Raw genomic sequence first — 25,636 nt, forward strand, 5'->3', positions numbered from 1 at the left:
ACACCAAAGATATCATAAAACATCATTATTATATCATATTTTATATCATAAAATAAATAAAATAGAATAAAATATCATTTTTAATAATTATTCGATATTTTTAAACATATTTTCAATCTAAAACAATCTTCCCCATTAACAATTCTCTAACAATGATCTGATACAATTCAAATCAAACAAAGATCATCAAGAAAGGAAAGAATATGAAAATGAAATTTAATATCCGTATAAAAACAAAAACATATCATAATATTTTCCCTGCCCTACTCTTCCCGCCTCTAACTATTACCTTCCTGCTAACCTTCATATCCGCTTTACTTTTAACACTTATCTTTCTTTACGATTTAAGCGATACAGCATTTGCTTATTCAACTTATATTCTTTCTTTTTATTCACTGATCATTTTATGTATCGCAATCTATAAAAATATTCAGAAGTTCTATCATATCCTTCAAATGCATCCATGGGGCAATAAACTGATCCATGATCATGAATTCAAAGTACAGCTCTCTCTCTACTTCCTTATTTTTAAATCTGATCTATGCGCTATTTAAAGGCTTAAGCGGTTATTATTTTCAATCCAGCTGGCTCATTAGTATTGCCTTCTATTATATGATACTCAGCATCATGCGTTTTCTGCTTTTAAGAAAAGATCGCAAAATTAAAAAGCAGCTTCATCGTAAGATCATCGAAGAACTTAAAACTTACCGCTTTTGTGGTTATCTCATGTTTCTTTTAAATATCGCCGTGACTGCTATTGTCCTTCAAATGATTCACAACGCTAAATACTATGAATATCCCGGAACTCTCATATATGCATTTGCTGCATATACCTTCTATTCCTTAATCAGTGCCACGATCAATTTGATCCGTTATCGTTCAATCAACCGCCCCATCCTTTCTGCCGCTAAAATTCTGAGTCTTGCAAATGCTCTTATTTCTATCTTAGCACTTCAAACCGCCATGTTTGTGCAATTTGGCAATGGTGAATCATCTATTTTGATTTTAAATGGCATTACTGGCAGTACTGTATGCCTAAGCATCTTTATCATGGCGATCCTAATGATCGTTCATTCCACAAAAAAATTCAAAAAATTACAATAAATGAAAAATCGGCTTCATTTTTTCAAATGTCACAAATTCTTTAAAACCCATGTCTTTAACGATCTCTTTTACTTCTTCAATCTTATAACCAACATGTTCTTTTTGATGGGTATCGCTCCCAAAGGTCAGAATTTTACCGCCCAAATCATAATACATCTTTAAAATCTTTCTAGATGGAGTCAGATCCGAAAGATGATATCTGAAATTCGAAGTATTGACCTCGATTCCTTTGCCATCTGAAATAGCTTTTTTCAATATTTCCATCAAAATATCTTCTACCTGATCATCTTCATATTCACCATAAGGATCATCACGCTTGATTGCATCCAAATGACCTAATACACTATAATCTTTATATAACTGCATACACTGATAAATTTCCTGATAATACGCTTCATTAATTTCTTTCTGACTCTTTCCTTTCTGAAACTGTTGATTCCAGAATTCCAGATCCTGTATCTGATGACATGAAAGGATGATAAAATCAAAATCATACATATCAAAATCTTTTTGAAAAAGAGGAACCGTATGCGTCTGAACACCAAATTCTGCACCCCATTTTAAAACGATCTGATTTTGATATTTTTCTTTACATGCTTCATATCTCATTCGATATTCTTTTAAAGGACAGTCCTGATTCACCAGTATATTATGATCAACATGATCAGTAAAACAAATTTCCTGGATTTTCTTTTCAATGGCACAACGAATTTCATCTTCCATATCAAACTGTGAATCCGGACTAAAGGAAGTATGCATATGATAATCTGTTAACATGTTATCCCTCCTGCTTTTTCATTTTATAATGAAAATATGAGCTTTTCAATTCAATCCATCTGATTTTGCATATCTTTTACATCCTTCTTGTTTATAAATATCATAAGGAGTGGTATGATACTGCAGTGGAGGAAATATGCGTAGAAAAGATGTTTTATTCAAATTATTTTATTCAACTTTCTATTTAAGTACTTTTACATTTGGGGGTGGCTATGTGATCGTCACCCTTATGAAACAAAAATTTGTAGATGAACTGCATTGGATCGAAGAAGATGAAATGCTTGATCTAGTGGCAATTGCCCAAAGTGCTCCAGGTCCTATTGCTATCAACGGTGCTATCTCCGTCGGTTACAAGATAGCAGGTATCCCAGGTGCCGGGATTGCGGTATTAGGCTGTGCACTGCCGCCATTGATCATTTTATCCATCATTTCTTTTTTCTATCAGATGTTTATCGAAAACCTGCTGATCCAGCTGCTGCTCTCTGGCATGCAGGCCGGAGTAGGCGCTTTGATTGCCAGCGTTGTTATTGATATGGTCATCGGCATGGATAAAAGTCTGCTTTCCTATGCGATCCTAATCGGTGCTTTTATTGCTAATTACTTTTTTGATATCAATGTAGCTTATATTATCTTATTCTGTATCCTGCTAGGCATCATCCTTAGCAAAAGGAGGAAAAAAACATGATTTATTTACAATTAATTCTTAGTTTCCTTCAAGTAGGCTTATTTTCTTTTGGCGGTGGCTATGCCTCTATCGCCTTGATCGAAGAACAGGTGGTTTCCACACACCATTGGCTAAGTCTTCAGGAATTTAATGATCTTGTCACCATTTCACAGATGACACCGGGACCGGTTGCTTTAAATTCCGCTACCTTTGTAGGTACTAAAATAGCAGGACTTTCCGGAGCCATCACCGCAACTCTTGCCTGCATTCTGCCTAGCTGTATCATCGTAGGTCTTATTTCATATTTTTATTTCAAATATAAAAATCTAAGTATCATCCAAACGATTCTAAAAGCTCTGCGTCCTGCTGTCATTGCTTTAATTGCTTGTGCAGGACTGCTCATCATCAGTTCCAGCTTTTTCCCTGATGGTTCAACATTTAAACTCACATCACTTATCAATTTTTGTTTAGCTTTATTTCTATTACGCAAATATAAATGGAATCCGATTCTGGTCATGGTCATAAGCGGGCTATGTGAAGTGGGATTTTACTATATTCTCTAGCATAAAAGCCTCTTTCGAGGCTTTTATTTATTATTTTCGATATATTCATCAATTTCCTGTTCAATGATCTCAAAATGAACTGTACCTGCATCTAACAATGCCTGATTAAATGAAAGTGCATCAAAGTTATCACCTAAGGCATCTTCGGCTTCTTCTCTTAATGAAAGTACTTCATATGTTCCTAAAGAATAAGGAGCATACATTGCCGGACGTAAAACAGCATCTTCATAAAGTGCTTGCGCAATATCTGAAACAAGACCCATCTCATCTAAATAATTCGCAATATCTTCACTTTGCCAGCCATTATAATTCACCTGTAAACCAATATATTCATTTAACATTCTATTTAGATAGCTATATAAACGCATATATTCCTGAAAATCCTCAGACCCTATATTACCAATCCGGTAAGCATCCATGCCCACATATTCTGCCCAGCCTTCACTACTTCCCAAATTATCTAAAAGATAATAAATATCCGGCTGATCATTCTGTACAGCATAGTTGTTCTGATAAAGGTGTCCAGGGAATCCTTCATGAGCAAGTGTCGAAAATAAGTCTACTAAATCCGTATTAGACGGATTTACCTTGATTACGTTTAAATCAGGCGCATCGATCGGCGGTATCACATAATAGGCTGAAACCAGATCATTCGCCACAGTAGCATCTAAATAATCAACACGATATGTCACCTGGTCAATGGCTGGAAATTCTTCATCCAGACAACCTTCCAAATAATGTACTAAATCTTCTGCATTATCTGCCGGAAGCTCAATATTTTCCAGTTCTGCATCAATATCTGAGCTAAACATGACATTGATCCAGCTATAAATGGTATCATCAACTTCTTCCTCAACGATCTTGATCCACTCATCAACGCTACGCTCTTTTCCTACCTGTGTTTTCAAAAGATATTCAAAATATTCTTTACCGTTTTCTCTTTCGGCCAAAGAACCTTGATTATCAGCCACCGGCAGTTCTTCATATAAAGCAATGATTTTTTCATAAGCTGGTTTTACATTATTTGCGACAGCTTCAGTTACCTGATTTTCATAATCACTACGCTCTGCATCACTCAATTCTTCTAACTGCATGACTTCATTATGAAAATACTTTTCGATTTCTTCGCTCTCTAAAAAATTCCTGCACTGTTCTAGAATCGCTTCTTTTTCACTTTCTTTCTGGATATTGCCATTATCTGCCATTTCTCTGGTAGCTTCGATGCCCTCACTGATATAACGATCTACATCATTCAATAAAGTAATAAAATCTTCAACATCTTCCTTATTCGAAATACGATATTCCGTCAAATTCGTAATCAGATTATCATTTACTTTATTTTCACCAAAGCAAAAACCATAATCCATATAATAATTTTCATATTCGATATTATATTCCAGTTGAATTTCTAATAATCGATAAATTTTTTGCTGATCCCCAGTAAGCTCTTCTTTTTCAAATTCATGAAGCTGATCCAATTCTTCTTTTGAATCTTCAATAGCCTGTTTAGTAGATTCCAAAGTCAGACTTCCCCAGTTTACCGCTGGTTTCTCATAGCCTTTTTCTTCAGGATTGGCCAGCGTATAATGAAAAGTCAAAAAATCAGCTCCTACTTCTTCTTCAAACAATTCATCTAAGTAAGTTTCAAACTGTGCCTGTGTTTCAGGATTTTCTCTGCTTTCATCCGTCTGATTACAAGCAAAAAGAGAGAAACTTGTACATAAAACTAAAAATATTTGTAATAATTTTTTCATAAGTCACCTCTATCTTCTATTATACATAATAGCTAACAAAAAAGTAAGATAGTATTATTTAAAAAGCATTCTGGCACTCTATTAATTTACCTTTTTCAAGTATCATTTTTCTTTTTGTTAACCTTTTGATCAAATAGCGATCATGAGAAACGATCAGTAATGTTCCTTTAAATTCCTCAAGAATCGATTCAACGATCTCAATACTTGAAAAATCCAAATGATTTGTAGGTTCATCAAAAATAATAAAATTAATATGATTGACGAATATCATGGCTAGTTTTAAACGTACTCTTTCACCTCCACTGAGATGTTCCAGCCTTTTGGCCATATCATCACCATCAAAACCAAACTTACGCAAATAGAGTCTAGCTTTTTCTTCACTCATAGCCGCTTCATAACAAAAGCTGTTCAAAAGGCGCTGTTTTTCATCATTAAATATGATTATCTGAGGCAAATACCCAATATCAACATGATTGCCTTTTTTCACACTTCCCTCATCCGCCTGTAGCTGATTCATCAAAATGCGGATCAAAGTGCTTTTACCGCTTCCGTTATCCCCACACAAAGCTATTCTATCCTGCCAATATATCGTAAGATCAATATGATCCAAAAGATTTTTATCACCATACCTCTTACATAGCTCCTTGATTGACAGAACTTCTTTACTGCTTCTTTCACATACCGGTAAAGCAATAGTCATTTTTCGATTCGCATACTCTGGATTTTTAAGTCTTTCGATTTGCGATAATTTTTTCTCTAGTTGTTTTGCTTTCCTATAGAAGCTTTCGTTATCACCTTCATACGCCCATTGACGATAACGTCGAATCGTGTTTTTCAATTTCAGTATCTGTTTCTGTTGCTCTTCAAAATCATGTTTTAAGCGTTCGAAACGCAACGCTTTTTCTTTTTTATAGTCATCATAATTACCTGGATACATCACAATTTCACCATTCTCAATTTCATAGATTTTAGAAACGGTATGATTCAAGAAAAAACGGTCATGGGAAACAATGATCATTGTTTTTCGTAAAGAACTCATATACTTTTCAAGCCATTGTATTCCTGCACGATCCAAATGATTCGTCGGCTCATCCAGCAATAGCACATCTAAATCTTGAATGAGCAAGTAAGCCAAATTAACACGCATCTTTTCTCCACCACTCAGAGTATCATAATCATGATCAATAAGATAAGCGATCCTTAACCCCTGTGTCATCTGATCTACTTTACAAAGCAAATCATAACCGCCCGCCATTTCAAACCTTTCACATAAATTGCCATATCTTTTCAATAAGTCATCTAAGCACTCTAAATGATCAGGATCGGAAATTTCTATTTCCATACAATGCATCTGATTCTGCATTTTCAAAATGTCATTACGACTGCTCATTAAATAATCATGAACGCTTCCTTTAAACTCTCTAAAATTCTGTTCCAAATAACCAATTTTTGTATTTTTCGTTGTAATGATCTGTCCTTGCTGACATTTTTCTTTTCCAGCCAGTATCTTAAGAAATGTACTTTTTCCACATCCATTTTCTCCTACAATTCCTATATGCTCGCCATCATTTATTTTTAAAGTAATATCATCCAGTATAATTTCGTCACTATATCTTTTAGTTATATTATTTATATGTATCGTCATTTTCTTTCTCCTCTCTCATGTAAACGGGAAAAAGAAAAGTCCAGCAGAGCTGGACAACTATCATCAATACTGACAAAAGTACAATTCTGCTTTATCTGTTTTCCCGTATTTTGGACGCACTCGTCCCATTAGAAAGGAAAACAGTGAAAACAATGGTACGACAAAAAGCATCTTGCATTTTGATACGATCATAAATCTTTGTCATACCTAACATTGTCCTTCGCCTCCTTTATATGTTATTAGCAATAACATATGCTTTATCCTTACTATTTATACCACACCTTTGATCGATATGCAAGATTCACCATAATCTATAATTGTTCACTTTAATGATTAAATATCCAACTGCCAAATTTATCTGTTGATAATAAATGTGAATATTTTCTGATTTTCATTAATAACTATTTTATTTTTAGAAGTTTTTACGGATTATAAGTAAAAACTATTTGATATATAAGATTTTTTTGGTTATACTATTCATATAAGATAAGGAGGCAATCAATATGATCATCCGACCACATTATTTAAACTTATTAAAAATCTACCGTGATGTTTCGCTTGTTAAGATATTGGCTGGGATTCGAAGATGTGGCAAATCTACGATCTTGGAAATGCTAAGAGAAGATTTGTTGAAAAGCGGGATTCCTGAAGACCATATTATCAGTATGCGTTATACATCAGAGGATTTTGATGACGGAATGACTGACAAAGAAATGTATAATGGAATTAAAGAATACATAACCAGTGAGGGACGTTACTATCTGCTATTAGATGAAGTTCAAGAGGTTTATGGATGGGAAAAAGCAGTTAATAGCTTGCTTGAAAATGCCAATACAGATATTTATGTAACTGGCTCCAATTCGAAACTGATGTCAAGCGAAATTTCTACCTACTTGTCAGGTCGATATGTCTCTATTCCGGTGTATACTCTGTCATTTTCCGAATATTTGGAGTTCAAAAAAAATGATTCTCAATCTTTAAAGGAATTATTAAACGAATACCTTCGATTTGGAGGATTCCCAATAGTAGCGCTAGGCAATTTTGATGAACGCTCCGCTTATCAGATTGTAGAAGGAATCTATAACTCTGTTATTACAAATGATATTACAAAACGACATAATATTATGAATTTTGATTTATTTAATCGTGTTGTAAAGTTTATCATCGAAAATGTCGGCAAGACCTTTTCAGCCAATGCTATTGCAAAGTTTCTGAAAAGTGAGGGACGCTCCCTATCAGTCGAAGCAGTTTACAACTATCTCAACTGGTTAGAAAAAGCATTTATCATCTATCGCTGTCAGCGATATGATTTGCAGGGAAAATCCGTATTAAAAACACAAGAAAAATTTTATCTAGCAGACACTTCTCTGAAATATTGTATTATGGGGTTTAATCCAAAATCAATTGCCGCTATGCTGGAAAACATTGTCTACTTTGAACTACGACGAAGAGGATATAACGTTTATATTGGAAAAAATGAAACGAAAGAGATTGATTTTGTAGCAGTACAACGCGATGAGCGTATTTATGTACAGGTATGCCGTAATCTACCAGAAGAATCAGATCGAGAAATTACCAATCTCCTTGAAATCAAAGACCACTACCCAAAATATATAGTAACGTTGGATGAATTAGCTACGGGAAATATCAACGGTGTAAAAATCGTGCATTTAGCAGATTTCCTTCTGAGTAACAGTTATTGAATATAATTCAATAGTGAATTTAAAGGCACAAAAAAACTTATTTTAAAATTCACACCAAAATTCCGCCATAAACAAAATATAATAAAAAACTGCCTTATTTTAGGGCAGTATTTTACATATGGTGCCGACGAAGGGACTTGAACCCCCGACCTACGCGTTACGAGTGCGTTGCACTACCAACTGTGCTACGTCGGCATAGCACTAGTATTCTATCACTTTTTTTTATTATCTGCAATGCTTAACTTTCTCATGAAGCGGAATTTCTTTATTTTTCAATTCAAACAATTCGCTCACACTTACAACTTCAAACCCTTCACGACTCATACGTTTTAAAATTTCTTCTGTTGCTTCAATAGTAGAAGTATATCCATCATGCATAATAATAATATCCCCATCTTCTATATGAGAAAAAACATTATCTTGTATACTTGCAGCATTTTTAACTTCCCAATCTCTTGAATCAACGCTCCACATAATAAAGGGTAAATCAAAGTCCTTTAAGATAGCTTCATCAATGTCGCCATAAGGCGGACGTACAAGCATATCTCCCTGCTGTCCGCTTAAAAACTGCAATAGACTTTCATTACCATAAATCTGTCTTTCTCGTTCTTCCTGGCTTGCTTTTGTCAGCCAGACATGATCTAAAGTATGATTGCCAATCTCATTACCATTTTCATAAATATGCTTCACCAATTCCTTATTTTCATTTGCATGATTTCCATTAATAAAAAAAGTAGCAGAAGCATCATATTTATTCAAAAGTTCAACTAATGCTTGTGTTGTTAACCGGCTAGGCCCATCATCATATGTCAAAGCCACATATTTCTTTTCTATAAAAACAGATTCAGATGCAGGCTCACGATATAAAAGCATGCCCACAAAAATAAAAACACAAGCCATGCCTAAATTAAATATTTTTTGTTGTAGTTTTTTCATTTCTCACCTGTTACAGTATATGAAAAAAGAGGATTACAAGTCCTCCAATGGCATGAACTTAAGATATAATTTTAAGTTCATGCTTTTTTATTATATATCCTTTTTTTTGGATAGAATTTCATATTTTTTCAGATTGTAGTATAGGATAAATTTAATATCACTTTATTATATAAATGTTTAATTGTATAATTGTAGTATAGGACGGTGATGTTATGTTTGTAAAAGTTGTAAAAAACAATAGAGGACGCCCACATACCTCTTTTATCTCAATTGTTCAATCTTATCGTGAAGATGGAAAGGTAAAGCATCGTACAGTCAGAAATCTTGGACTTTTTGATGATGATCAGGTTCCCTATATTAAAGCTGCCTTCGCAAAAAAGAAGCCTCGTCTTGTCTATGACGACTGATCTGTAGTAAAGACTATGCTGGCTCAACAGGCTATCTCTGTATTGTCGGGCATCATTCATGATAAGTCACTTGTTGGAAATGCGCAGATCCTTCATGGCTCCTTTACCAGAAAACGTAAAATTTCTCTTGATAATCTGCTGGGTTACCTTATCTTCAGAAATCATAATGTGCTTTCGGAAGATCTTGTTTCCTACTTTGGGGCATTGGGTAATTTCGATATTCCCACCAGACAGGCCATGATCAAGAGAATCTCAATCCTTAACTATGATGTATGGGACTCTATCATGGACAGATTCCGAAATGAAATATATAATGAGCTGCCGCTTCTCAATATCAAAGATTATATAATCGTTGCCGTTGACGGTTCATTTCTTGATCTTCCGCCACATATCGTTCTGAACCATTGCTTTGGCGGTCATCAGACTTCAAAAATGAAGATAGAGGATATCAAAAAGCCGCAGGCAAAAGTTTCAATGATCTATGATGTGCTTAACAGGGTCATTCTGGATTTTTCTATTTCTCATTACAGGACATCCGAGATTCCGCTTCTTTTTGAACACCTGAAAAAGCTGCAGGAATTTTTCAGGCATAAAAAAATAATTCTGCTGGCAGACAGATACTATGGTTCAGCAGAATTGTTCAGATACTGTGAAAAGCATCATATCAAATACATCGTTCGGGCAAAGAAAAATTTCTTCAAGCATTATATTGAAAAGCATAAAGAAGAAAAGGATTTCCATATTCATATTAAATTTGACAAAGCATGGATAAGAAGAATCAAAGATGATGAAATCAGAACATCCATTATTGAAAATCCGGAAATGGACATACGTGTTATAAAAGGAACATATTCATACATTGAAAAAAATAAAAAGAAGGAACGGGAAATCACTGTCGAAACTCAATATTTCACAAATCTTGATGATAAATTCGATCTGTCGAATATTGTTGATTTATATCATCATGAAAGATGGAATGTGGAAGGTGCATATGACGTTCTAAAAAACAATCTGGATATTGAACAGTACAACACGCATCATCCAATTGGCATCATTAATGAAACAATGGGGAAAGTCATCTTCTATAACATGGAACAGATAATTTTTACAGAATCAAGGAAAAGAATCAGGCAGAATGACAAATGCAAATATGAATATATTCCAAACAACAGGCATATTATCAATTTACTTCATCATAATAATTTCATGACAAGCTTTAAAAAACAGTCCGCAGATGAAATTTTAGATAAAATCATAGCAGCAGGATCAAAAGAAAAAATTCCTGTCAGGAAGGGGCGGCATTACAAGAGATGGAACAAATTTTTAAAAAGCATACCAAGGACAAAGCATAGAATAGACGGGCGCAGGAATCCGCCGGTAGCAAAAGGAAAAACCGGATTTGTGACCACCAATCATTAATCCGGCTTCCTGTAGTATAGGAAAATTTCTTTTCCATCATCAGTTTAATGATAAAACAACATGAGATAAAAAACAACTGAAAATTTTTAAAATTCATAAATTTCGATAGGGGTTTTTTTACGCTTTTTTTTCGTGTTTGTTTTTGATTAGATCATAATAATAAAAAAGCACAAACTTAAGAAACTAAATTATTCTTAAGTTCATGCCATTGGAGGATTACAAGTCCTCTTTTGTCGTAATTTTTATATTGGTATATTCACCCATCACCACATGTACTTTCGTATTGCTCAACCTTTCTACGACACTGGCATCATCACTAAATACATCCTGACTATTGATAGCCTTTTTCAAACATTCACATATCAGATCTTTTTTGAAACATTGTGGTGTTAAAGCTGCCATCAATGTTGATCGTTCAGGTGTATGATCGACAACATCCTGCTTCACCACTTTAATCGTATCCTTGACAGGAACCATCAGAAGAGCCGCATCATAGCTTTCCATAGCTTTCTTACAGCGATTCAGTTCATCCTGTGAAACATAAGGCCGTGCACCATCATGAATCATGACAATGTCTTCATGAGCAGCATTGACTCCATGATAGGAACTTTCCTGTCGGGTAGCGCCACCAAAAACAAATTGTACACGATTTCCAAAAAGACTTCTCATATCTTTCTCATCATTTTTAGATATCACTAAAATGATTTCACTACAGGAAGCATCTTGTTCAAAGACCTTGACTGTTTTTTCAATAATTGTTTCTTCATCTATTTTATATAACAGTTTATTATAGCCAAGACCCACTCTCGTTCCTGACCCTGCTGCCAGTATCACTGCACTGTATCTCATGAATATCACCCATATTCATTCTACCATATTTCATTTATTTATCTACTTTTAATTCACTAACAAGACATTCACTATGATGCAGACCTACGCTTGACGGTCCTTTGATAATATCACCCTGTAGTGAAAACCTTGATCCATGGCATGGACAATCCCAGCATTTATCATGATCATTAAATTTCAAAGTACAACCTAGATGGGGACACAACGTATCGACGATATACAATTTATCATCCTGACGATAGATTCCATAAGGATGACGATCCAGCTGAAAGCTGATGGCCTGATGATTCTCAGGTATCATAAGTTTTGAATCATGTATTTTAGATTCAATCAGGCTTTTAAGCACCTGATAGTTTTCACTAATAAAGTTCTTACTAAAAACAAGACTTTTTCTTTTTAATGAAAAAAGTTCTCTTCTTTCTGTTACTTTCTCTTCTAAAATATCTTTTACGGTCAAAGAAGCGACATAAGCATTCGTATTTCCCCATTTATTAAAACCTGTAATAACGATAAAATCATCACATCGATCAATGATTGGCAGATAATCGGTAACCTGATAATCTTGTGAGCTCCATGTACTTAATAAACGATAATTTGGATATTCAAGCACTAAATCACGTTTAAAGCTCTGCCATTTAAAATTCGAATCATCGCTTAATGCATGATCATAACCGCCAACTAACATAAAGTTTTTCATATTATTTTTTGTTTTTGTAATTTCGTCTTCACTTAATATCATTAAACTATTTTTATCTGCAGGTTTTAATGCTGCTAGAAAGGTTTGTTTCGGAGCAGTTAATGTATAAAAAAACTTAAACTGAAAAGGCATGTCCTGTGTAGCCAGAATACAATGCTTAAATCGAATTGCATGATCCTTTGTCTTTACCACATGATCATGAATATGCATCATCGGAGTTCTTTCATAGATTTCACAATTCAAATGTGAAGCTAACTGAATACAAAACTGATAAGGATCAAAGCTTGCCTGTTTCAAAAACTTAGCCCCATAACGTATTCCTTCGACTTCATCTTCTCTGATAACTTCATATGGAATGTCACATGTATCATAAGCCTTCATTTCATCGGCAACACGTTTTGTCATATAAACAGACTTACATCCAATCACAGCATCTTTTTCTGAATATTCACAATCAATATCATATTGCTCACAGATTCTTTTTAACTCATGAATCGCTCTTTCATTTTCATGATAATAAAGACGTGTTTTTTCTTTTCCATGAATCTTGAGTATTTCCTGATAATTAAACCCGTGCTGACTAGTAAGCTTACCAGTATTTCTGCCACTGGCACCACTGGCAATTTCATCACTTTCAATGATAACGATATGTTCAAATATATCCTGGAGCTGATAAGCACATAAAAGCCCGCTCATTCCTGCACCAACAATTAGCACATCACACTCCAGATCCTGATTTAATTTTTTAATTCCTGTTTCTCTGTTTTTGATCCATTCACTTTTCATAGGACACCTCATTGATAGAGTGCCCATTTTTTTATAAAAATATCATTATTTTAAGACAACCTGCCATTCATCACCATCTACTATATACTGAAACTCATGAAGCTTTTCATCTTCCATTACTTTTAAAAGCTCTTCAAAATCATCCACTAATTGAATTTCTGATAATCGATCACGATTGACCCATTCCATTTCACCTTCATCAGAAGAAACAAGTTCTCCTTTAAATTGATTAGATTTAAAAAGAAATACGATATATCGGCCATCTTCAATAGGAAACTGTTTAACTCCACATAAAACAGGTTCTAGGACATCAAGACCTGTTTCCTCCTTCATTTCACGAATCACTGCATCCGTAAACGCTTCACCCTTTTCCACATGCCCACCAGGTAACGCATATCCCTGCCAATCCTTTTTTATACGATTCTGAAGCAAAATTTTATTTTTTCTATATAAAAGACATAATACGGTAAGTTCTACTCTTTCTGTTTTGTCCATAAATCCTCCTTGTCTAAAATTATAGTTAAGTTTTCTTAGCTATGCAATTGAATCAAGGATTATTTCTCGTTTGCTCTTCATATAATAAAATGGCGAATGCCTATAAAGGAGAATACAATGAAATATGTATGTGACGTCTGTGGATATATTTATGATGAAGCTTTAGGAGATTTTGAAAATAATATTGCGCCTAATACTAAGTGGGAAGCTTTAGGTGAGGACTGGGTATGCCCTATATGCATGGTAGATAAAGAACAGTTTTCTGTTTATACTGAATAAGGCTGTTTTATTTTATTGATTATGGTAAAATATTGCCGTAATTAATGGAGGCTATATGGCAGAAGAAGTTTATATAAAAAAAATAGAAGATATTATCGGCATCGTGCTGGATCAAAAATATGATGTTAGAATCGACCGTCATCGTTCATCATTTCTTTATCGAGGTCTTCCTAATGATGCATTTACTCTGACAACAAGTATTGAAAGAAACTGCAAGGATAAATGGAGCGAATTAGAAAAATCAATTCTTAGGAATTTCGCAAAATATGCAGCTTTGCATATGCCTGATTTAAAAGATTCTGTATGGAAGCAGCTTATTATTGGACAGCATCATGGTCTTCCTACCCGTTTATTAGACTGGACCTATTCACCTTTGATTGCTATGCACTTTGCGACGAGTGGTGAGCATTTACATGAGATGGATGAGCATAATGGGATCATCTGGAAAATTGATATTGAAGAATTAAATTCACTTTTACCTCAGAAATATCAAGATGCTTTAAATCGTGAAAAAGCATATCTATTTACAACGGATATGATGAGTTCGATCGTTCATGATTTAGAAAGCTATGATGAAGATATGTCAAATCAATCAATGGTATTTATTGAGCCACCTTCTTTTGATGAACGTATCATCAATCAGTATTCTTACTTTTCAGTGGTTCCTAAAAATATAGGCTGTATTGAAGATTTTTTAGATAAATATACACATAAGAGCATGAAGTATATCATTGACAAAGATTTAAGATGGGAGATTCGTGATATGTTAGATCGATTAAATATCAATGAACGTATTATTTTCCCTGATCTTGATGGATTATCAAACTGGTTAAAACGTCATTATTTTGTAAAGGAATCACGCTAATTCATACTTGTATAAGGGAGGCACTTCATAAGGGAGCTGCCTTCTTTTGATTTTATGTTTCATGTTAAAAGACATGCTAATTCTTACAGAAGCGAACAATTAAAATCAGGAATTTAAATGAACTTCACTCTATAATGTACTTGCACAGAAAGGAGGGATATTATGGATTGGCTAAGCGGAATACAAAATGCGCTTAATTATATTGAAGAACATCTGATTGAAGAAATTGACTATGATAAAGTTGCGAAAGAAGCAGCTTGTTCAAGCTTCTACTTTCAAAGAATTTTCAGTATTCTATGCGGAATGACTCTTGGAGATTATATTCGCAATAGACGGCTCACTCTTGCCGGCAATGAGCTGAAATTAGCGAATAGTAAAGTTATTGATATTGCTTTAAAATACGGTTATGAAAGTCCTGAAAGCTTCACAAGAGCTTTTTCAAGATTTCACGGAATTACTCCATCTGAAGCGAAAAAAGAGGGTTCTAAGCTAAGATCTTTTTCCCGACTTTTTGTGAAGATCACATTAAGCGGAGGTAATATGATGGATTACAAGATTATTGAAAAAGATGCCTTTGATATTATTGAAAAGGTAGAGAAACACACTGTAGAGAACTCAGAAAATGTAAAGAGCATTCCTGATTTTTGGCGAAGATCACACAATGATGGTACAGTAAAAAAATTATTAGATATTACTGCTGATAGGACCTATATCTTTGGTATATGTTACGGAAATGACCAGGAAACAGCCAAGACATTTGATTATTCGATTGCTGCCATATGTGATAAAGATACAGCGGTACCAGAAGGATTTAGAAAAACTACTATTCCTGCAAGATCTTGGGCAGTATTTGAATGTAAGGGTATGATGCCTAAAGCGATTCAAGATATGTGGCACAAGATCGTTACTGAATTCTTTCCCACATCAGGTTATCAGCCAACAATGGAAATGGATATAGAAGCTTATCCTAAAGGTGATATGGATAGTCTTGATTATCACAGTGAGATTTGGGTTCCAATCATAAAAAAATAAATCTTTTACATAAAAACATCAGGCACTTTCCTTATGAAGGGTGCCTGATTGTATTTTTATTTCCAATTCAATGTCGTTATTTTTGGATTGCATACGATATCATCATAAGCATAATATGTTGTCATAGCTTCACTGTCACGATCAATGATCTGACGATTAGAAATGAGTTGACCATCAAAATCTCTACTCTGTGTTTCAATGATCATATACGCTGTTTCTAATGGCACATTGATTTCATCATCTATATTTTCTGGTTCATAATTACTGCTTTCTATTACCTGATTGTCATTATTCATATAGTAGATAAAATGCTTTTCAGGTTGATACATCGTATTAAAATGAACAGTAATATCTATTTTTTCTACCTTCCCACTGATATTTACATCATAAGTTAAACTTTGACTTGCCTGATATCCTACATGATCTCGTGCAAAACCTATACCAGGTGTTTCTGTGGATGAATATATTTCACCCTGATTAAAATAAATAGGCATTATATTGAATAAAATATCTGTTTCTCTATTTTCCGCAATGATATTTAATGTTCTTTCTGTAGATATCGTATCTGTTTCATTTACATTAAGATTTGTTTTACCGATAAGAGCACTCATATTCTCATCTTTAAATCTATAACTATATCCTTCATCATCAATTGGATATGTAAATATTGTCAGATAACCATCTAAACCATCAAAAGAACATAAATAATCCCCATTTGTATCCCTATCACAGCTTGCATCATATCTAGCAGCCCCATTCATCTGATCTTGTGATACTACCATAAATCCAATGATTTCATTCATCTGATCCGGAGCATTTTGCTTTGTTTCTTCTGCCAGCTGACAACCCATCAGCATGAGACTTAATATAGCTGCAATCCATTTAAACTTCTTCATCTTCTTCCTCCAAATTCCCATCAAATTCTAAAATATCTTCTACATTGCATTCCAGGTAGTAACATATTTTATTGAGCGTATTGAAACGCACCCCTCTTGCTTTACCGCTTCTCAATATTGAAAGATTTGCTTCCGTGATTCCAATATATCCACATAACTCCTTTGAAGTCATTTTCTTTTTCTTTAATGCTTCCTCTAAATGTATTTTGATTGCCATATTAAATAAACAACTCGTTATCTTTCTTTAATTGGATATTTTCATAAATGATCTTACTCATCAATAAGACAGCCAGTACAAATAACAGAGGAGTTAGCGGAATAAAGAATTGGACATTGTTGATAGTAATATAATTTCCTGCAATCACACAGATACCTTGTATGATCACCTGTAATATGACCATTAAGGCAATTGACTGACATGATAAATGAGTGATATGTTGTAAAAGAGAAACAATATCGGAAGCATAAGGATTTTTTTGAAAGAAGCTTAATAATATTATCAGCTGATTTGTGATGACTGCTCCTAAAAAATAAGGTAAAGCTTGTATCATATATTGGATAATGATGATTGCTTTTGTCATGTCTAGGCTGCTCGCTATAGTATTCATATCATTTTGGATATTGCCTATGCTTTTTATACTGCAATAAATCAATAAGTAGGCTGATGTGAATAGAAAACTTACTACGATGAGAAATAAAAGATAGGAACAATATTTAGCCAGCTTTCTTTTATGAGCCTGATTTGCCATTTTTAAGAATTTCAAAGCTACATACGCAATGATAAGCATCATGATAAAAGGAGAAAGGCTCCAATAAGTCATCAGTGAAAGTTTATGAGGATTGATCATATAATAAATACTGATAAATAATATGATACTTAGAATAAGAAGAAGGATATCTTCATGATGAAAAGTATGATATTTATGATAAAAGATGCCTAATAAAAATATAGGTAATAAGGAAATCAATAAATATATCACCCATGCAAGTAGATTACCAAAAGTTCCACTCAGTGATAAATTTCTAAGTCCTTCACCCAATATAGCCATAGGTTTCACTATTATATTCATGAGCACTGTAAACTCCTGATTTGATAATAAAGATAACACTAATACAACAAACATAATCAATATAGAAATAATTATAAATGTCTTCCTTTTCATAATTTCCTCCAATATTATTGTTTAACAATAATTCATACTCATACTATATCATATAAATTATTGTTTTACAATAATTTTATAAAAAAAGCGCCTTTTGCGCTTTTAAATATAATTATACTTCTTCCGGATAAAGCATCATTCTTTTATAAATGATATATGAAATAGCAGCTGCGATAAATTCAGTGATCCAGAATGCATGCCATACCCCTTCGGCTCCAATGATCTTACTTAAAACAAAAGCCACTGGAATAATGATGAAGACATAACGCAGAGAAGATATGACTAGCGATGGCAAGCCTTGTCCTAAACCTTCTAATGCACCACTAATGATGACTGATACGGTTGAGATAATAAAGCCAATACTGATATAGCGTAAAGCAATACTACCGGAAACAATCGTTGAAGTATTAGATGAGAACAGACCGATCAGTTTATCCGGAACCAGCCAGCATAACAGAGTACCCGCAGTCATAATAATAACGCTTAATGTGAGTGAAACAAAAATGATTTTCTTGACTCTGGTGTATTCTTTGGCACCAAAATTGTAACCAACGATTGGACGCATTCCCTGTACGATACCATTCGTTGTGAGATATAGGAAGGTTTGCAGCTTATAATAAACACCTAAGACAAGAACATATGTATCTGAGAAACTTGCAAGGATGCTATTTAAAGCCGAGATCAGCAGTGAAGGCAGTGCCAGATTAAAAACAGCCGGAATTCCTACACTATACATTTTTATCGTAATTTCCTTATCAAAAGTATCTTTATTCAGACCAAGACGCACTTGAAAGTGTCCAACACGATAACAGATGAAATAAATAACCAAACCAAGACTTTGGCCTATACCTGTTGCCCAGGCAGCTCCTTCAATTCCCATGGCAGGAATAAACTTCCAGCCGAAAATAAAGAGTGGATCAAGAATAATATTCGCAATACAGCCGGAAAGCATACAAACCATTGTTATCATCATCTTACCTTCTGCCTGATACACTTTTTCAAGTGACATGGAAATTGCAATGACGATTGCGAAACTGAAAGCAATACGTGAATAACGGATACCCATATCAATGATCTGGGCATCTGAAGTAAAAAGATTTAAAAAGAATGGCATGACCAAGATACAGCCAATTGTCAATAGAACACCATGAAGACCATTGTAAATTACACTTTGTGTTGCAGCAGCATTTGCTTTTTGATAATTTTGGGCTCCTAAATGATAGGCAATTACAGCATTTGCTCCAATAGAAAAGCCGATCGTTACTGCATTAATGAGATTTTGAATTGGAAATACAAGTGAAAGAGCGGTCATTGCATCTTCACTAATTTGTGCAACATAATAACTGTCAACAATATTATAAAGAGACGATACTAACATTGATATGATCATTGGAAATGACATGGATAGCACTAAAGAAAGCACTGGTTTTGTTTTCATAAATGTTTTCTGCATGTTTTACCTCCTGACAAAAAAAATAAAGCTATATCTGCCTTGTTTATCTCATCCACAAGGAAATCTATAGCTTTCGCACGCTAGATTCTAGCATGTAACAAATTGCTTGTCAATGAATTTAATATTAAAAATGCTTTGCAGAAACACTGCAAAACACTTTTATCTCATTCATTAAAACTAAATTCAAATACTGCATTTGGGTCATCATAGTTTTCATTAGATACCCATAAAACCGATTTATTAGTCAGATTGTAAACAACACTATGAACGGTACAGCCATTTTCATCATCATTATCCCATGTTCTTCTACCTACCATCGCCAAAATATCCATGGCACCATTTTCATCAGCTACGATTCCATCAGTCTTATTTAGTTCCTCATAAATCTTCTCATAACGATCAGCTCCCTTTTTATCTTCTGTCAGGGAGTTATCATAATAGCCTGGCTGAATGATAAAATTTGTAACGACCTGATAGTCTGTACTTCCTTCTATTTCACCAATATGTGCATCATCATCGTTATAAGTGACAACAAGCTCACGTGCTGAACCATCATTATCACTGGCATCATCATTACCTACCCATTCTAAAATAGCACTACGGCCACTCGAATCAGCTACCATATAATGATAAGACGTATTTGCTGAATCATGCAGATCATATGACTGGGCAATCTCTATAGCTTCATCAAGATCATCCGCATAGTCTAAAATTAAGCGAATAAGTGTTGTAGAAGTAAAATCCGGTTTCTCTGTATTTTGATTTGTAGGCACTGCTTTTTCACCTTCACCCTGATATGTCATATAAATCCCTACGCTTACTCCTGCATCATTCATACCATCAAGAGGTGCATAGGGTGCCGCTAAAGTAGTTACCTTATCCATGAAACCTTCTATATTTTGTTCTACATCAATTCCTAAAAACTGTAAATCAACAGTTGAAATCGTTGCATGACGTCCTTCACTAGCTTCTGTGAAAACAATCATTGTATTTGTTTTAGAAAAGTCATAATTTCTCGCAAATAAAGCATCACCATCACTGCTTGTTGCCGTAAACGATGCACAACCAATATCAGATTCACTGATATTCATTTGAATAAGACCTTTTGTAATCTTATTTGTCACAAAATCAATTAATTCACGATCATTGCTTACACCACCTTGTGCAACAAATTCATCAAGATAGAAACCACCCTTTACATACATGGCATAAACCGCTCCATCGTTATGCTCATCATTACGATCACGTAAAAGTTCAATGCTCATAAAGGTACTGATTTCATTATGCCATACAGCATATACCCCTATACCAGCACCAGCTACTACAACTAAAACCACGATCAGAAAACCTACAAGTAATTTTTTAATATTAAATTTTACCATCATAAAAATCAGATCATATGATTGCTTTGATCTAAAATTCAAAGTAATCATAATGATCCTATGCTCCTTTCAGTTGAGATGTTGAAAACTCAACTTCTGTATTATATACAAAAGATGTTGAAAGTTCAACATTTTTTTTACTTACATATTATGAATAAATTTGCCATTCTATGTGTTACAATAAATTTATCATCAAAAGAGGTTACAAAATATGAATAAATCAGAAATTAACAAGTGTCCTTATTGTGGTAGTTCAAATATCGGTATTGGCTATCATTTAGGAAATGGTCAGCTATTTGTTGATCCTTATGCATATCACAGCAAATCCCAATCTTCTGAAATTGAAACATATCTATGTAAAGATTGTGGATGTATTATCATGCAAAAAGTTAAACGACCTGAAATATTTGATAATATCAATAACGTAAGAAATTTAGAACTTTTTGATTATTTTGAAGAAAATGGTTTTCTTTTAATGAATGAGCATCCAACCCTTCCTTCTATAGAAAGTCTTGGATATAATATGCAGAATCTTGTATATTTAATTGAAAATCATCAGATATTTTACACTAAAGCTTTTGGGAAAAGACCCATTTATCTATCTATAAAATGTTATCAGTTATTAAAACAAATAAAAAATATCAAACCGTTAAGTGAAGACAATAAATTAGTCTATAATGAATTATCTAAATTTGAATATGCAGATAAATCGGATATAAGGAAAAGACTTGAAATGGATACAAAAACATTTAATAAAGCCTTTGAATTCCTTTTAGAAAACTTATATATTACAGCTTGTGCAGGTAAAAAATTAAATGCAAACTGGTATTCTTATCTTTATTGTACAATAGATACCTTTAACAAGAATATAAATGGCTTGCATTTCAATGGAGACTGTAAAGCGGCTCTTTGGAATATTGTCAAAAAGACAATGGATAAAGAGTCTTTTGAAATCCTTTGTAAATAGAATTTTATATTATTGATTCATCTCTTTTTCTATCCATGCCATAAGCAAATTTACAATTTGAGCTTGCTGTCTTTTAGTAAGCTCTTTTCCTTTAGGTACCCGATACCATTTTTCTAGACAGCCTCGACAACAGCAGGCACAAGCATGTTGGGCAATGAATACAGGATGGCCACGCATTGGTGTCTGTTTTCCATCGTTTTTAGGATTTGACGGTGCAAGCCTTTCTTTTATAAAATCTTCACAGTGAGAACGAATAACATTCATTCCTTTTTCATGAACATATTCTTTATCTTTTAAAGATAAATGAAATTTTGATCTAAATGTAGATTGATTTAGCCTGACAAAGGTTTCTTCGATCGTCGTCATAGAATTCACCTTTTTATTTTTTCTTGATTTCAATATATGACATATCAAACAATATTTAGTCTTTTAAACATCCTATAGGAACGACATATACGCTATCTTTTCTTCGGTAAGCAAAGGGAGCTATTCCGCATAATACCATTAAAAATGCAGGCTTTTTCATTTTTTTCGTATCGATTTTATTTGAAAGAGCTAATAGTGATCTAGCACCTTCTTCAATCAAACTATCTCCCCCTAATTTAATTTCTATCAATCCATATTCTCCATTTCTTAGATGAACAACAGCATCACATTCTAATCCCGTCTTATCTCGATAATGATATATTTGACCATCTAGACTATCGGCATATACTCTTAAATCTCGAATGCATAAGTTTTCAAAAATCAATCCCATTGTATTAAGATCATTGATCAAGTCTTGAGGTCCTAATCCTAAAGATACTGATGCAATAGAAGGATCAACAAAATATCTTGTGTCTGTTGTTCTTATGGCTGTTTTTGATCTTAAATTAGGATTCCAAGCTGGAGAATCCTCAATTACAAATATTTTTTTTAGAGAATCCAAATATGAATATAGTGTATTTTGTCCAAAGGATTCTATATCATTTGCAAGAATATCTTCCCGAATTAATTCTAATGATACTTGTTGAGAAATATTACGAGCATATGATCTTAATAATTTCTTCATTCTTTCACTATCTTTTTTTATTCCATCGACTCTATCAACATCATTGTATACAATCGCATCATAATAATCAATAGCTTGTCTTAAAGCAACTTTTTCAGAAGCATCAATTGCTTTTGGCCATCCTCCACGACAAATTAAATATGCAATTGATTCAAGATTATGTGTATCCGTTCCATTAATTATCTCCCCTTTGAATAGAGCCGATAATGAAACCTCACCATTTGAATCCTTAGATTCATACAAACTCATAGGTCTCATTTTCATTCTGCCGATTCGTCCAGTTCCTGTATGCATTGATGAATCCAAAGTTATTGGAACTGAGGAACCTGTCAAAATAAATTGCCCAAATTCATCTCTTTGATCAACCTCATATCTTACCGCATTCCATAAATTAGGTGCTATCTGCCACTCATCAATCATATGTGGCACTTCACCCGCCAATAAAGCTGAAGGATTTAATTCAGCCATCTGTTGATATTGTTTAGTTAAATCAGGTCGATCCATTTCAATAACACTCTTTGCAAGATGTTTCCCTGTAGTAGTTTTACCACACCATTTAGGTCCTTCGATTAAAATTGCACCTTTAGCCTCTAAACGGTCTATAATTATTTTGTCAGCGATTCTTGTCATGTATTTTCCCATAACAATTGTCCTCCTTAGTTATAGTTTACCAATATTTTTTTGTTTTATCAATATGAATAAATGTATTTGGACATATATTATAAATGTATTTGGACTTATTTTATAGATGTATTTGGCTATAGAATTCATATAAAAAGCTCATAATAGTCAAACACTATCATGAGCTGATTTTTTAATAAAGTTTTGCCCCTGCAGGAATACGATCATCCACCATTAAAAGGTTTAAGCGCTCTTCGCCTTCCTCGTTATGAATTGCGGAAATGATCATACCACAAGAATCAATCCCCATCATCTTACGTGCAGGAAGATTCACAATGGCAATCAGTGTTTTTCCTACTAATTCTTCTGGTTCATAATAATCGTGAATACCGCTCAGAATCGTACGATCTGTTCCACTTCCATCGTCTAATACAAATTCAAGAAGTTTTTTGCTCTTTGGCACTGCTCGACATTCTTTTACTTTCACAGCACGGAAATCAGATTTACTGAAAGTTTCAAAATCTACATAATCTTTAAATAAAGGTTCTATTTCTACCTTTGAGAAATCTATTTCAGCTACTTCTTTTGGCTGAGAAGCTTCAACAGCACTTACTTTTTGTGCAGCCTTAGCACCGCCAACTAACTTCATGTGCGGGAATAAGAGCACTTCACGAATCGTTGACTGATCTGTTAACAGCATGACAAGTCTATCAATACCAAGACCTACACCACCTGCTGGAGGCATACCATATTCCAAAGCCTCTACATAGTCAACATCCATTTCACAGGCTTCATCATTCCCTTTATTCTTTTCCTCAACCTGCTTTTCGAATCTTTCACGCTGATCGATTGGATCATTTAATTCAGAGAATGCATTTGCATATTCATGTCCACAGATGAATAATTCATAACGATCTGTGAAACGTGGATCTTTTAGATTTTTCTTTGCTAATGGTGAAATTTCTACTGGATGTCCATATACATAAGTTGGCTGAATCATCTTTTCTTCACAATACTTTTCAAAGAATAAGTTAATGATATGACCAATACCTGTATGATGAGATTCTACTTCGATATCATGTTCTTTTGCTAATGCCTTTGCTTCTTCATAAGTCATTGGCTGCCAGAAATCAACACCACACTCTTCTTTGATAGCATCTACCATATGAATACGTTTGAATGGAGCTTTTAAAGAAATTTCTTGTCCTTGATATGTAATTTCAGTTGTACCTAATGTTTCCTGTGCTACATAATTCAACAGACCTTCGATCAGATCCATCATACCTTCTAAGTCACTATAAGCAACATAAGCTTCTACCGTAGTAAATTCCGGATTATGTGTGGCATCCATTCCTTCATTTCTAAATAGACGTCCAATTTCATAAACACCTTCCAAGCCACCAACGATTAATCGCTTTAATGGTAATTCTGTTGCGATACGCAAATAGAAATCCATATCTAATGTATTATGATGCGTTACAAATGGACGAGCATTTGCACCACCCAAAATTGGCTGTAAAACAGGTGTTTCAACTTCAATCAGTCCCTTGCCGTCAAAATATCGCTGGACGGCACGAATGATCCTTGGACGCATTAACGCAACCTTACGAGCATTTTCATTCATGATCAGATCGACATAACGTCTACGATAACGTTCCTCTACATCTACTAAACCATGGTATTTTTCAGGCAATGGACGTAATGCTTTAGAAAGATGCGTATATACTTCAGCTTTGATTGATAATTCACCGTGATTTGTTTTCATCACGACTCCTTCAATACCTACGATATCACCTAAATCTGCCTTTTTGAAAACATCAAACATATCATCGCCGATCATATCTTTACGTACATAGATCTGAATCTGCCCATCAATGTCCTGAATATGCATGAAACCTGCTTTACCCATTAGACGTTTCGTCATGATCCTTCCGGCAATCTTCACTTTTTGATGTAATTCTTCTAATTCCTCTTTTGTCTTATCTTCAAACAATTCACGAATCTGACCAGACTTATGTGTGCGATCATATCGCTCACCAAAAGGAAGAATTCCTTTTGCTTCCAGATCCTTTAACTTTTCACGACGGACAATTTCCTGTTCCGTTAAATTCAACTCATGATTTTCCAT

The 25,636-nt window shown here is 34.0% G+C and carries 26 protein-coding genes and 1 tRNA gene; 10 read left to right on the forward strand and 17 right to left on the reverse strand.

Going from position 1 to position 25,636, the window contains the following annotated elements; translation table 11 throughout:
- Positions 1–489: 489 nt before the first annotated feature.
- Positions 490–1,104 (forward strand): hypothetical protein, encoded by a 615-nt coding sequence (locus BQ5367_RS01420; RefSeq protein WP_143052331.1) that lies wholly within the window; start codon positions 490–492, stop codon positions 1,102–1,104.
- On the opposite strand, the gene BQ5367_RS01425 is transcribed toward BQ5367_RS01420, so the two are convergent.
- Positions 1,096–1,881: a histidinol-phosphatase HisJ family protein gene (locus BQ5367_RS01425; protein ID WP_071440804.1), complete on the reverse strand. Its 786-nt coding sequence runs from the start codon at positions 1,879–1,881 to the stop codon at positions 1,096–1,098. The genes BQ5367_RS01420 and BQ5367_RS01425 overlap by 9 nt on opposite strands.
- Before the next feature lie 136 nt (positions 1,882–2,017).
- Between BQ5367_RS01425 and BQ5367_RS01430 the strand changes: the two genes are divergently transcribed.
- Positions 2,018–2,566: a chromate transporter gene (locus BQ5367_RS01430; protein WP_071440805.1), complete on the forward strand. Its 549-nt coding sequence runs from the start codon at positions 2,018–2,020 to the stop codon at positions 2,564–2,566.
- The gene (locus tag BQ5367_RS01435; RefSeq protein WP_071440806.1) at positions 2,563–3,108 is read left to right on the forward strand and encodes a chromate transporter; all 546 of its coding nucleotides are present in this window, start codon (positions 2,563–2,565) and stop codon (positions 3,106–3,108) included. The genes BQ5367_RS01430 and BQ5367_RS01435 overlap by 4 nt, the downstream gene beginning before the upstream one ends.
- Positions 3,109–3,131: 23 nt before the next feature.
- Here the strand turns inward: BQ5367_RS01435 and BQ5367_RS01440 are convergent, their stop codons facing one another.
- From BQ5367_RS01440 to BQ5367_RS13880, 3 genes are all read right to left on the reverse strand, one after another.
- Positions 3,132–4,862 (reverse strand): DUF885 family protein, encoded by a 1,731-nt coding sequence (locus BQ5367_RS01440; RefSeq protein WP_071440807.1) that lies wholly within the window; start codon positions 4,860–4,862, stop codon positions 3,132–3,134.
- Between the two features lie 58 nt (positions 4,863–4,920).
- Positions 4,921–6,507 carry a ribosomal protection-like ABC-F family protein gene (gene abc-f / locus BQ5367_RS01445; protein WP_071440808.1) on the reverse strand — a complete coding sequence of 529 codons (1,587 nt, stop codon included), beginning with the start codon at positions 6,505–6,507 and terminating at the stop codon, positions 4,921–4,923.
- A 91-nt stretch (positions 6,508–6,598) separates the two neighbouring features.
- Positions 6,599–6,721 carry a hypothetical protein gene (locus BQ5367_RS13880; RefSeq protein WP_268874428.1) on the reverse strand — a complete coding sequence of 41 codons (123 nt, stop codon included), beginning with the start codon at positions 6,719–6,721 and terminating at the stop codon, positions 6,599–6,601.
- A gap of 289 nt (positions 6,722–7,010) precedes the next feature.
- On the opposite strand from BQ5367_RS13880, the gene BQ5367_RS01450 reads away from it, so the two are divergent.
- Positions 7,011–8,210, forward strand: a complete 1,200-nt coding sequence (locus BQ5367_RS01450; protein ID WP_071440809.1) for an ATP-binding protein — start codon at positions 7,011–7,013, stop codon at positions 8,208–8,210.
- Between the two features lie 119 nt (positions 8,211–8,329).
- On the opposite strand, the gene BQ5367_RS01455 is transcribed toward BQ5367_RS01450, so the two are convergent.
- Both BQ5367_RS01455 and BQ5367_RS01460 read right to left on the reverse strand, forming a co-directional pair.
- Positions 8,330–8,405: transfer RNA gene (locus BQ5367_RS01455), tRNA-Thr, on the reverse strand.
- Positions 8,406–8,435: 30 nt separating this feature from the next.
- Positions 8,436–9,146 carry a polysaccharide deacetylase family protein gene (locus BQ5367_RS01460; RefSeq protein WP_071440810.1) on the reverse strand — a complete coding sequence of 237 codons (711 nt, stop codon included), beginning with the start codon at positions 9,144–9,146 and terminating at the stop codon, positions 8,436–8,438.
- A gap of 212 nt (positions 9,147–9,358) precedes the next feature.
- Between BQ5367_RS01460 and BQ5367_RS01465 the strand changes: the two genes are divergently transcribed.
- Both BQ5367_RS01465 and BQ5367_RS01470 read left to right on the forward strand, forming a co-directional pair.
- Entirely contained in the window at positions 9,359–9,553 is a 195-nt protein-coding gene (locus BQ5367_RS01465; RefSeq protein ID WP_071440618.1) for a hypothetical protein, read from the forward strand.
- Between the two features lie 15 nt (positions 9,554–9,568).
- A complete protein-coding gene (locus BQ5367_RS01470; RefSeq protein ID WP_071440619.1) occupies positions 9,569–10,972 on the forward strand; it encodes an IS4 family transposase in 1,404 nt (467 codons plus the stop codon).
- 216 nt (positions 10,973–11,188) lie between these two features.
- On the opposite strand, the gene ispD is transcribed toward BQ5367_RS01470, so the two are convergent.
- The 3 genes from ispD to BQ5367_RS01485 are packed head-to-tail and all read right to left on the reverse strand — an operon-like array spanning position 11,189 to position 13,799.
- On the reverse strand, positions 11,189–11,821 hold the full coding sequence (gene ispD, locus BQ5367_RS01475; RefSeq protein ID WP_071440811.1) for a 2-C-methyl-D-erythritol 4-phosphate cytidylyltransferase: 633 nt from the start codon (positions 11,819–11,821) through the stop codon (positions 11,189–11,191).
- Between the two features lie 34 nt (positions 11,822–11,855).
- On the reverse strand, positions 11,856–13,304 hold the full coding sequence (locus BQ5367_RS01480; RefSeq protein ID WP_071440812.1) for an FAD-dependent oxidoreductase: 1,449 nt from the start codon (positions 13,302–13,304) through the stop codon (positions 11,856–11,858).
- A 45-nt stretch (positions 13,305–13,349) separates the two neighbouring features.
- The gene (locus BQ5367_RS01485) at positions 13,350–13,799 is read right to left on the reverse strand and encodes an 8-oxo-dGTP diphosphatase (RefSeq protein ID WP_071440813.1); all 450 of its coding nucleotides are present in this window, start codon (positions 13,797–13,799) and stop codon (positions 13,350–13,352) included.
- A 117-nt stretch (positions 13,800–13,916) separates the two neighbouring features.
- Here BQ5367_RS01485 and BQ5367_RS01490 point away from each other — a divergent pair, with 117 nt between their 5' ends.
- The 3 genes from BQ5367_RS01490 (at position 13,917) to BQ5367_RS01500 (ending at position 15,975) form a co-directional block, all read left to right on the forward strand.
- Positions 13,917–14,078 carry a rubredoxin gene (locus tag BQ5367_RS01490; protein ID WP_071440814.1) on the forward strand — a complete coding sequence of 54 codons (162 nt, stop codon included), beginning with the start codon at positions 13,917–13,919 and terminating at the stop codon, positions 14,076–14,078.
- Between the two features lie 55 nt (positions 14,079–14,133).
- Complete coding sequence (locus BQ5367_RS01495; protein WP_071440815.1) at positions 14,134–14,943, forward strand: FRG domain-containing protein; 810 nt, start codon at positions 14,134–14,136, stop codon at positions 14,941–14,943.
- Between the two features lie 162 nt (positions 14,944–15,105).
- Positions 15,106–15,975 (forward strand): AraC family transcriptional regulator, encoded by an 870-nt coding sequence (locus tag BQ5367_RS01500; RefSeq protein ID WP_071440816.1) that lies wholly within the window; start codon positions 15,106–15,108, stop codon positions 15,973–15,975.
- A gap of 56 nt (positions 15,976–16,031) precedes the next feature.
- Here the strand turns inward: BQ5367_RS01500 and BQ5367_RS01505 are convergent, their stop codons facing one another.
- The 5 genes from BQ5367_RS01505 to BQ5367_RS01525 form a co-directional block, all read right to left on the reverse strand.
- A complete protein-coding gene (locus BQ5367_RS01505; RefSeq protein ID WP_071440817.1) occupies positions 16,032–16,871 on the reverse strand; it encodes a hypothetical protein in 840 nt (279 codons plus the stop codon).
- Complete coding sequence (locus tag BQ5367_RS01510) at positions 16,858–17,088, reverse strand: helix-turn-helix domain-containing protein (RefSeq protein WP_071440818.1); 231 nt, start codon at positions 17,086–17,088, stop codon at positions 16,858–16,860. The genes BQ5367_RS01505 and BQ5367_RS01510 overlap by 14 nt, the downstream gene beginning before the upstream one ends.
- 1 nt (position 17,089) lies before the next feature.
- Positions 17,090–18,034, reverse strand: a complete 945-nt coding sequence (locus BQ5367_RS01515) for a hypothetical protein (RefSeq protein ID WP_071440819.1) — start codon at positions 18,032–18,034, stop codon at positions 17,090–17,092.
- Positions 18,035–18,146: 112 nt separating this feature from the next.
- Positions 18,147–19,487, reverse strand: coding sequence for an MATE family efflux transporter (locus BQ5367_RS01520; protein WP_071440820.1), 1,341 nt, complete (start codon positions 19,485–19,487; stop codon positions 18,147–18,149).
- Between the two features lie 164 nt (positions 19,488–19,651).
- Complete coding sequence (locus BQ5367_RS01525) at positions 19,652–20,920, reverse strand: carcinine hydrolase/isopenicillin-N N-acyltransferase family protein (protein WP_083383122.1); 1,269 nt, start codon at positions 20,918–20,920, stop codon at positions 19,652–19,654.
- Between the two features lie 160 nt (positions 20,921–21,080).
- On the opposite strand from BQ5367_RS01525, the gene BQ5367_RS01530 reads away from it, so the two are divergent.
- Complete coding sequence (locus BQ5367_RS01530) at positions 21,081–21,836, forward strand: AlkZ-related protein (RefSeq protein WP_071440821.1); 756 nt, start codon at positions 21,081–21,083, stop codon at positions 21,834–21,836.
- A 9-nt stretch (positions 21,837–21,845) separates the two neighbouring features.
- On the opposite strand, the gene BQ5367_RS01535 is transcribed toward BQ5367_RS01530, so the two are convergent.
- The 3 genes from BQ5367_RS01535 to lysS form a co-directional block, all read right to left on the reverse strand.
- On the reverse strand, positions 21,846–22,202 hold the full coding sequence (locus BQ5367_RS01535; protein ID WP_071440822.1) for a DUF4186 domain-containing protein: 357 nt from the start codon (positions 22,200–22,202) through the stop codon (positions 21,846–21,848).
- Positions 22,203–22,257: 55 nt separating this feature from the next.
- Positions 22,258–23,529, reverse strand: a complete 1,272-nt coding sequence (locus BQ5367_RS01540; RefSeq protein WP_071440823.1) for an ATP-binding protein — start codon at positions 23,527–23,529, stop codon at positions 22,258–22,260.
- 172 nt (positions 23,530–23,701) lie between these two features.
- Positions 23,702–25,636, reverse strand: a complete 1,935-nt coding sequence (gene lysS / locus BQ5367_RS01545) for a lysine--tRNA ligase (RefSeq protein WP_071440824.1) — start codon at positions 25,634–25,636, stop codon at positions 23,702–23,704.

This window comes from Traorella massiliensis (genome assembly GCF_900104665.1).
GTDB classification, from domain to species: domain Bacteria; phylum Bacillota_I; class Bacilli_A; order Erysipelotrichales; family Erysipelotrichaceae; genus Traorella; species Traorella massiliensis.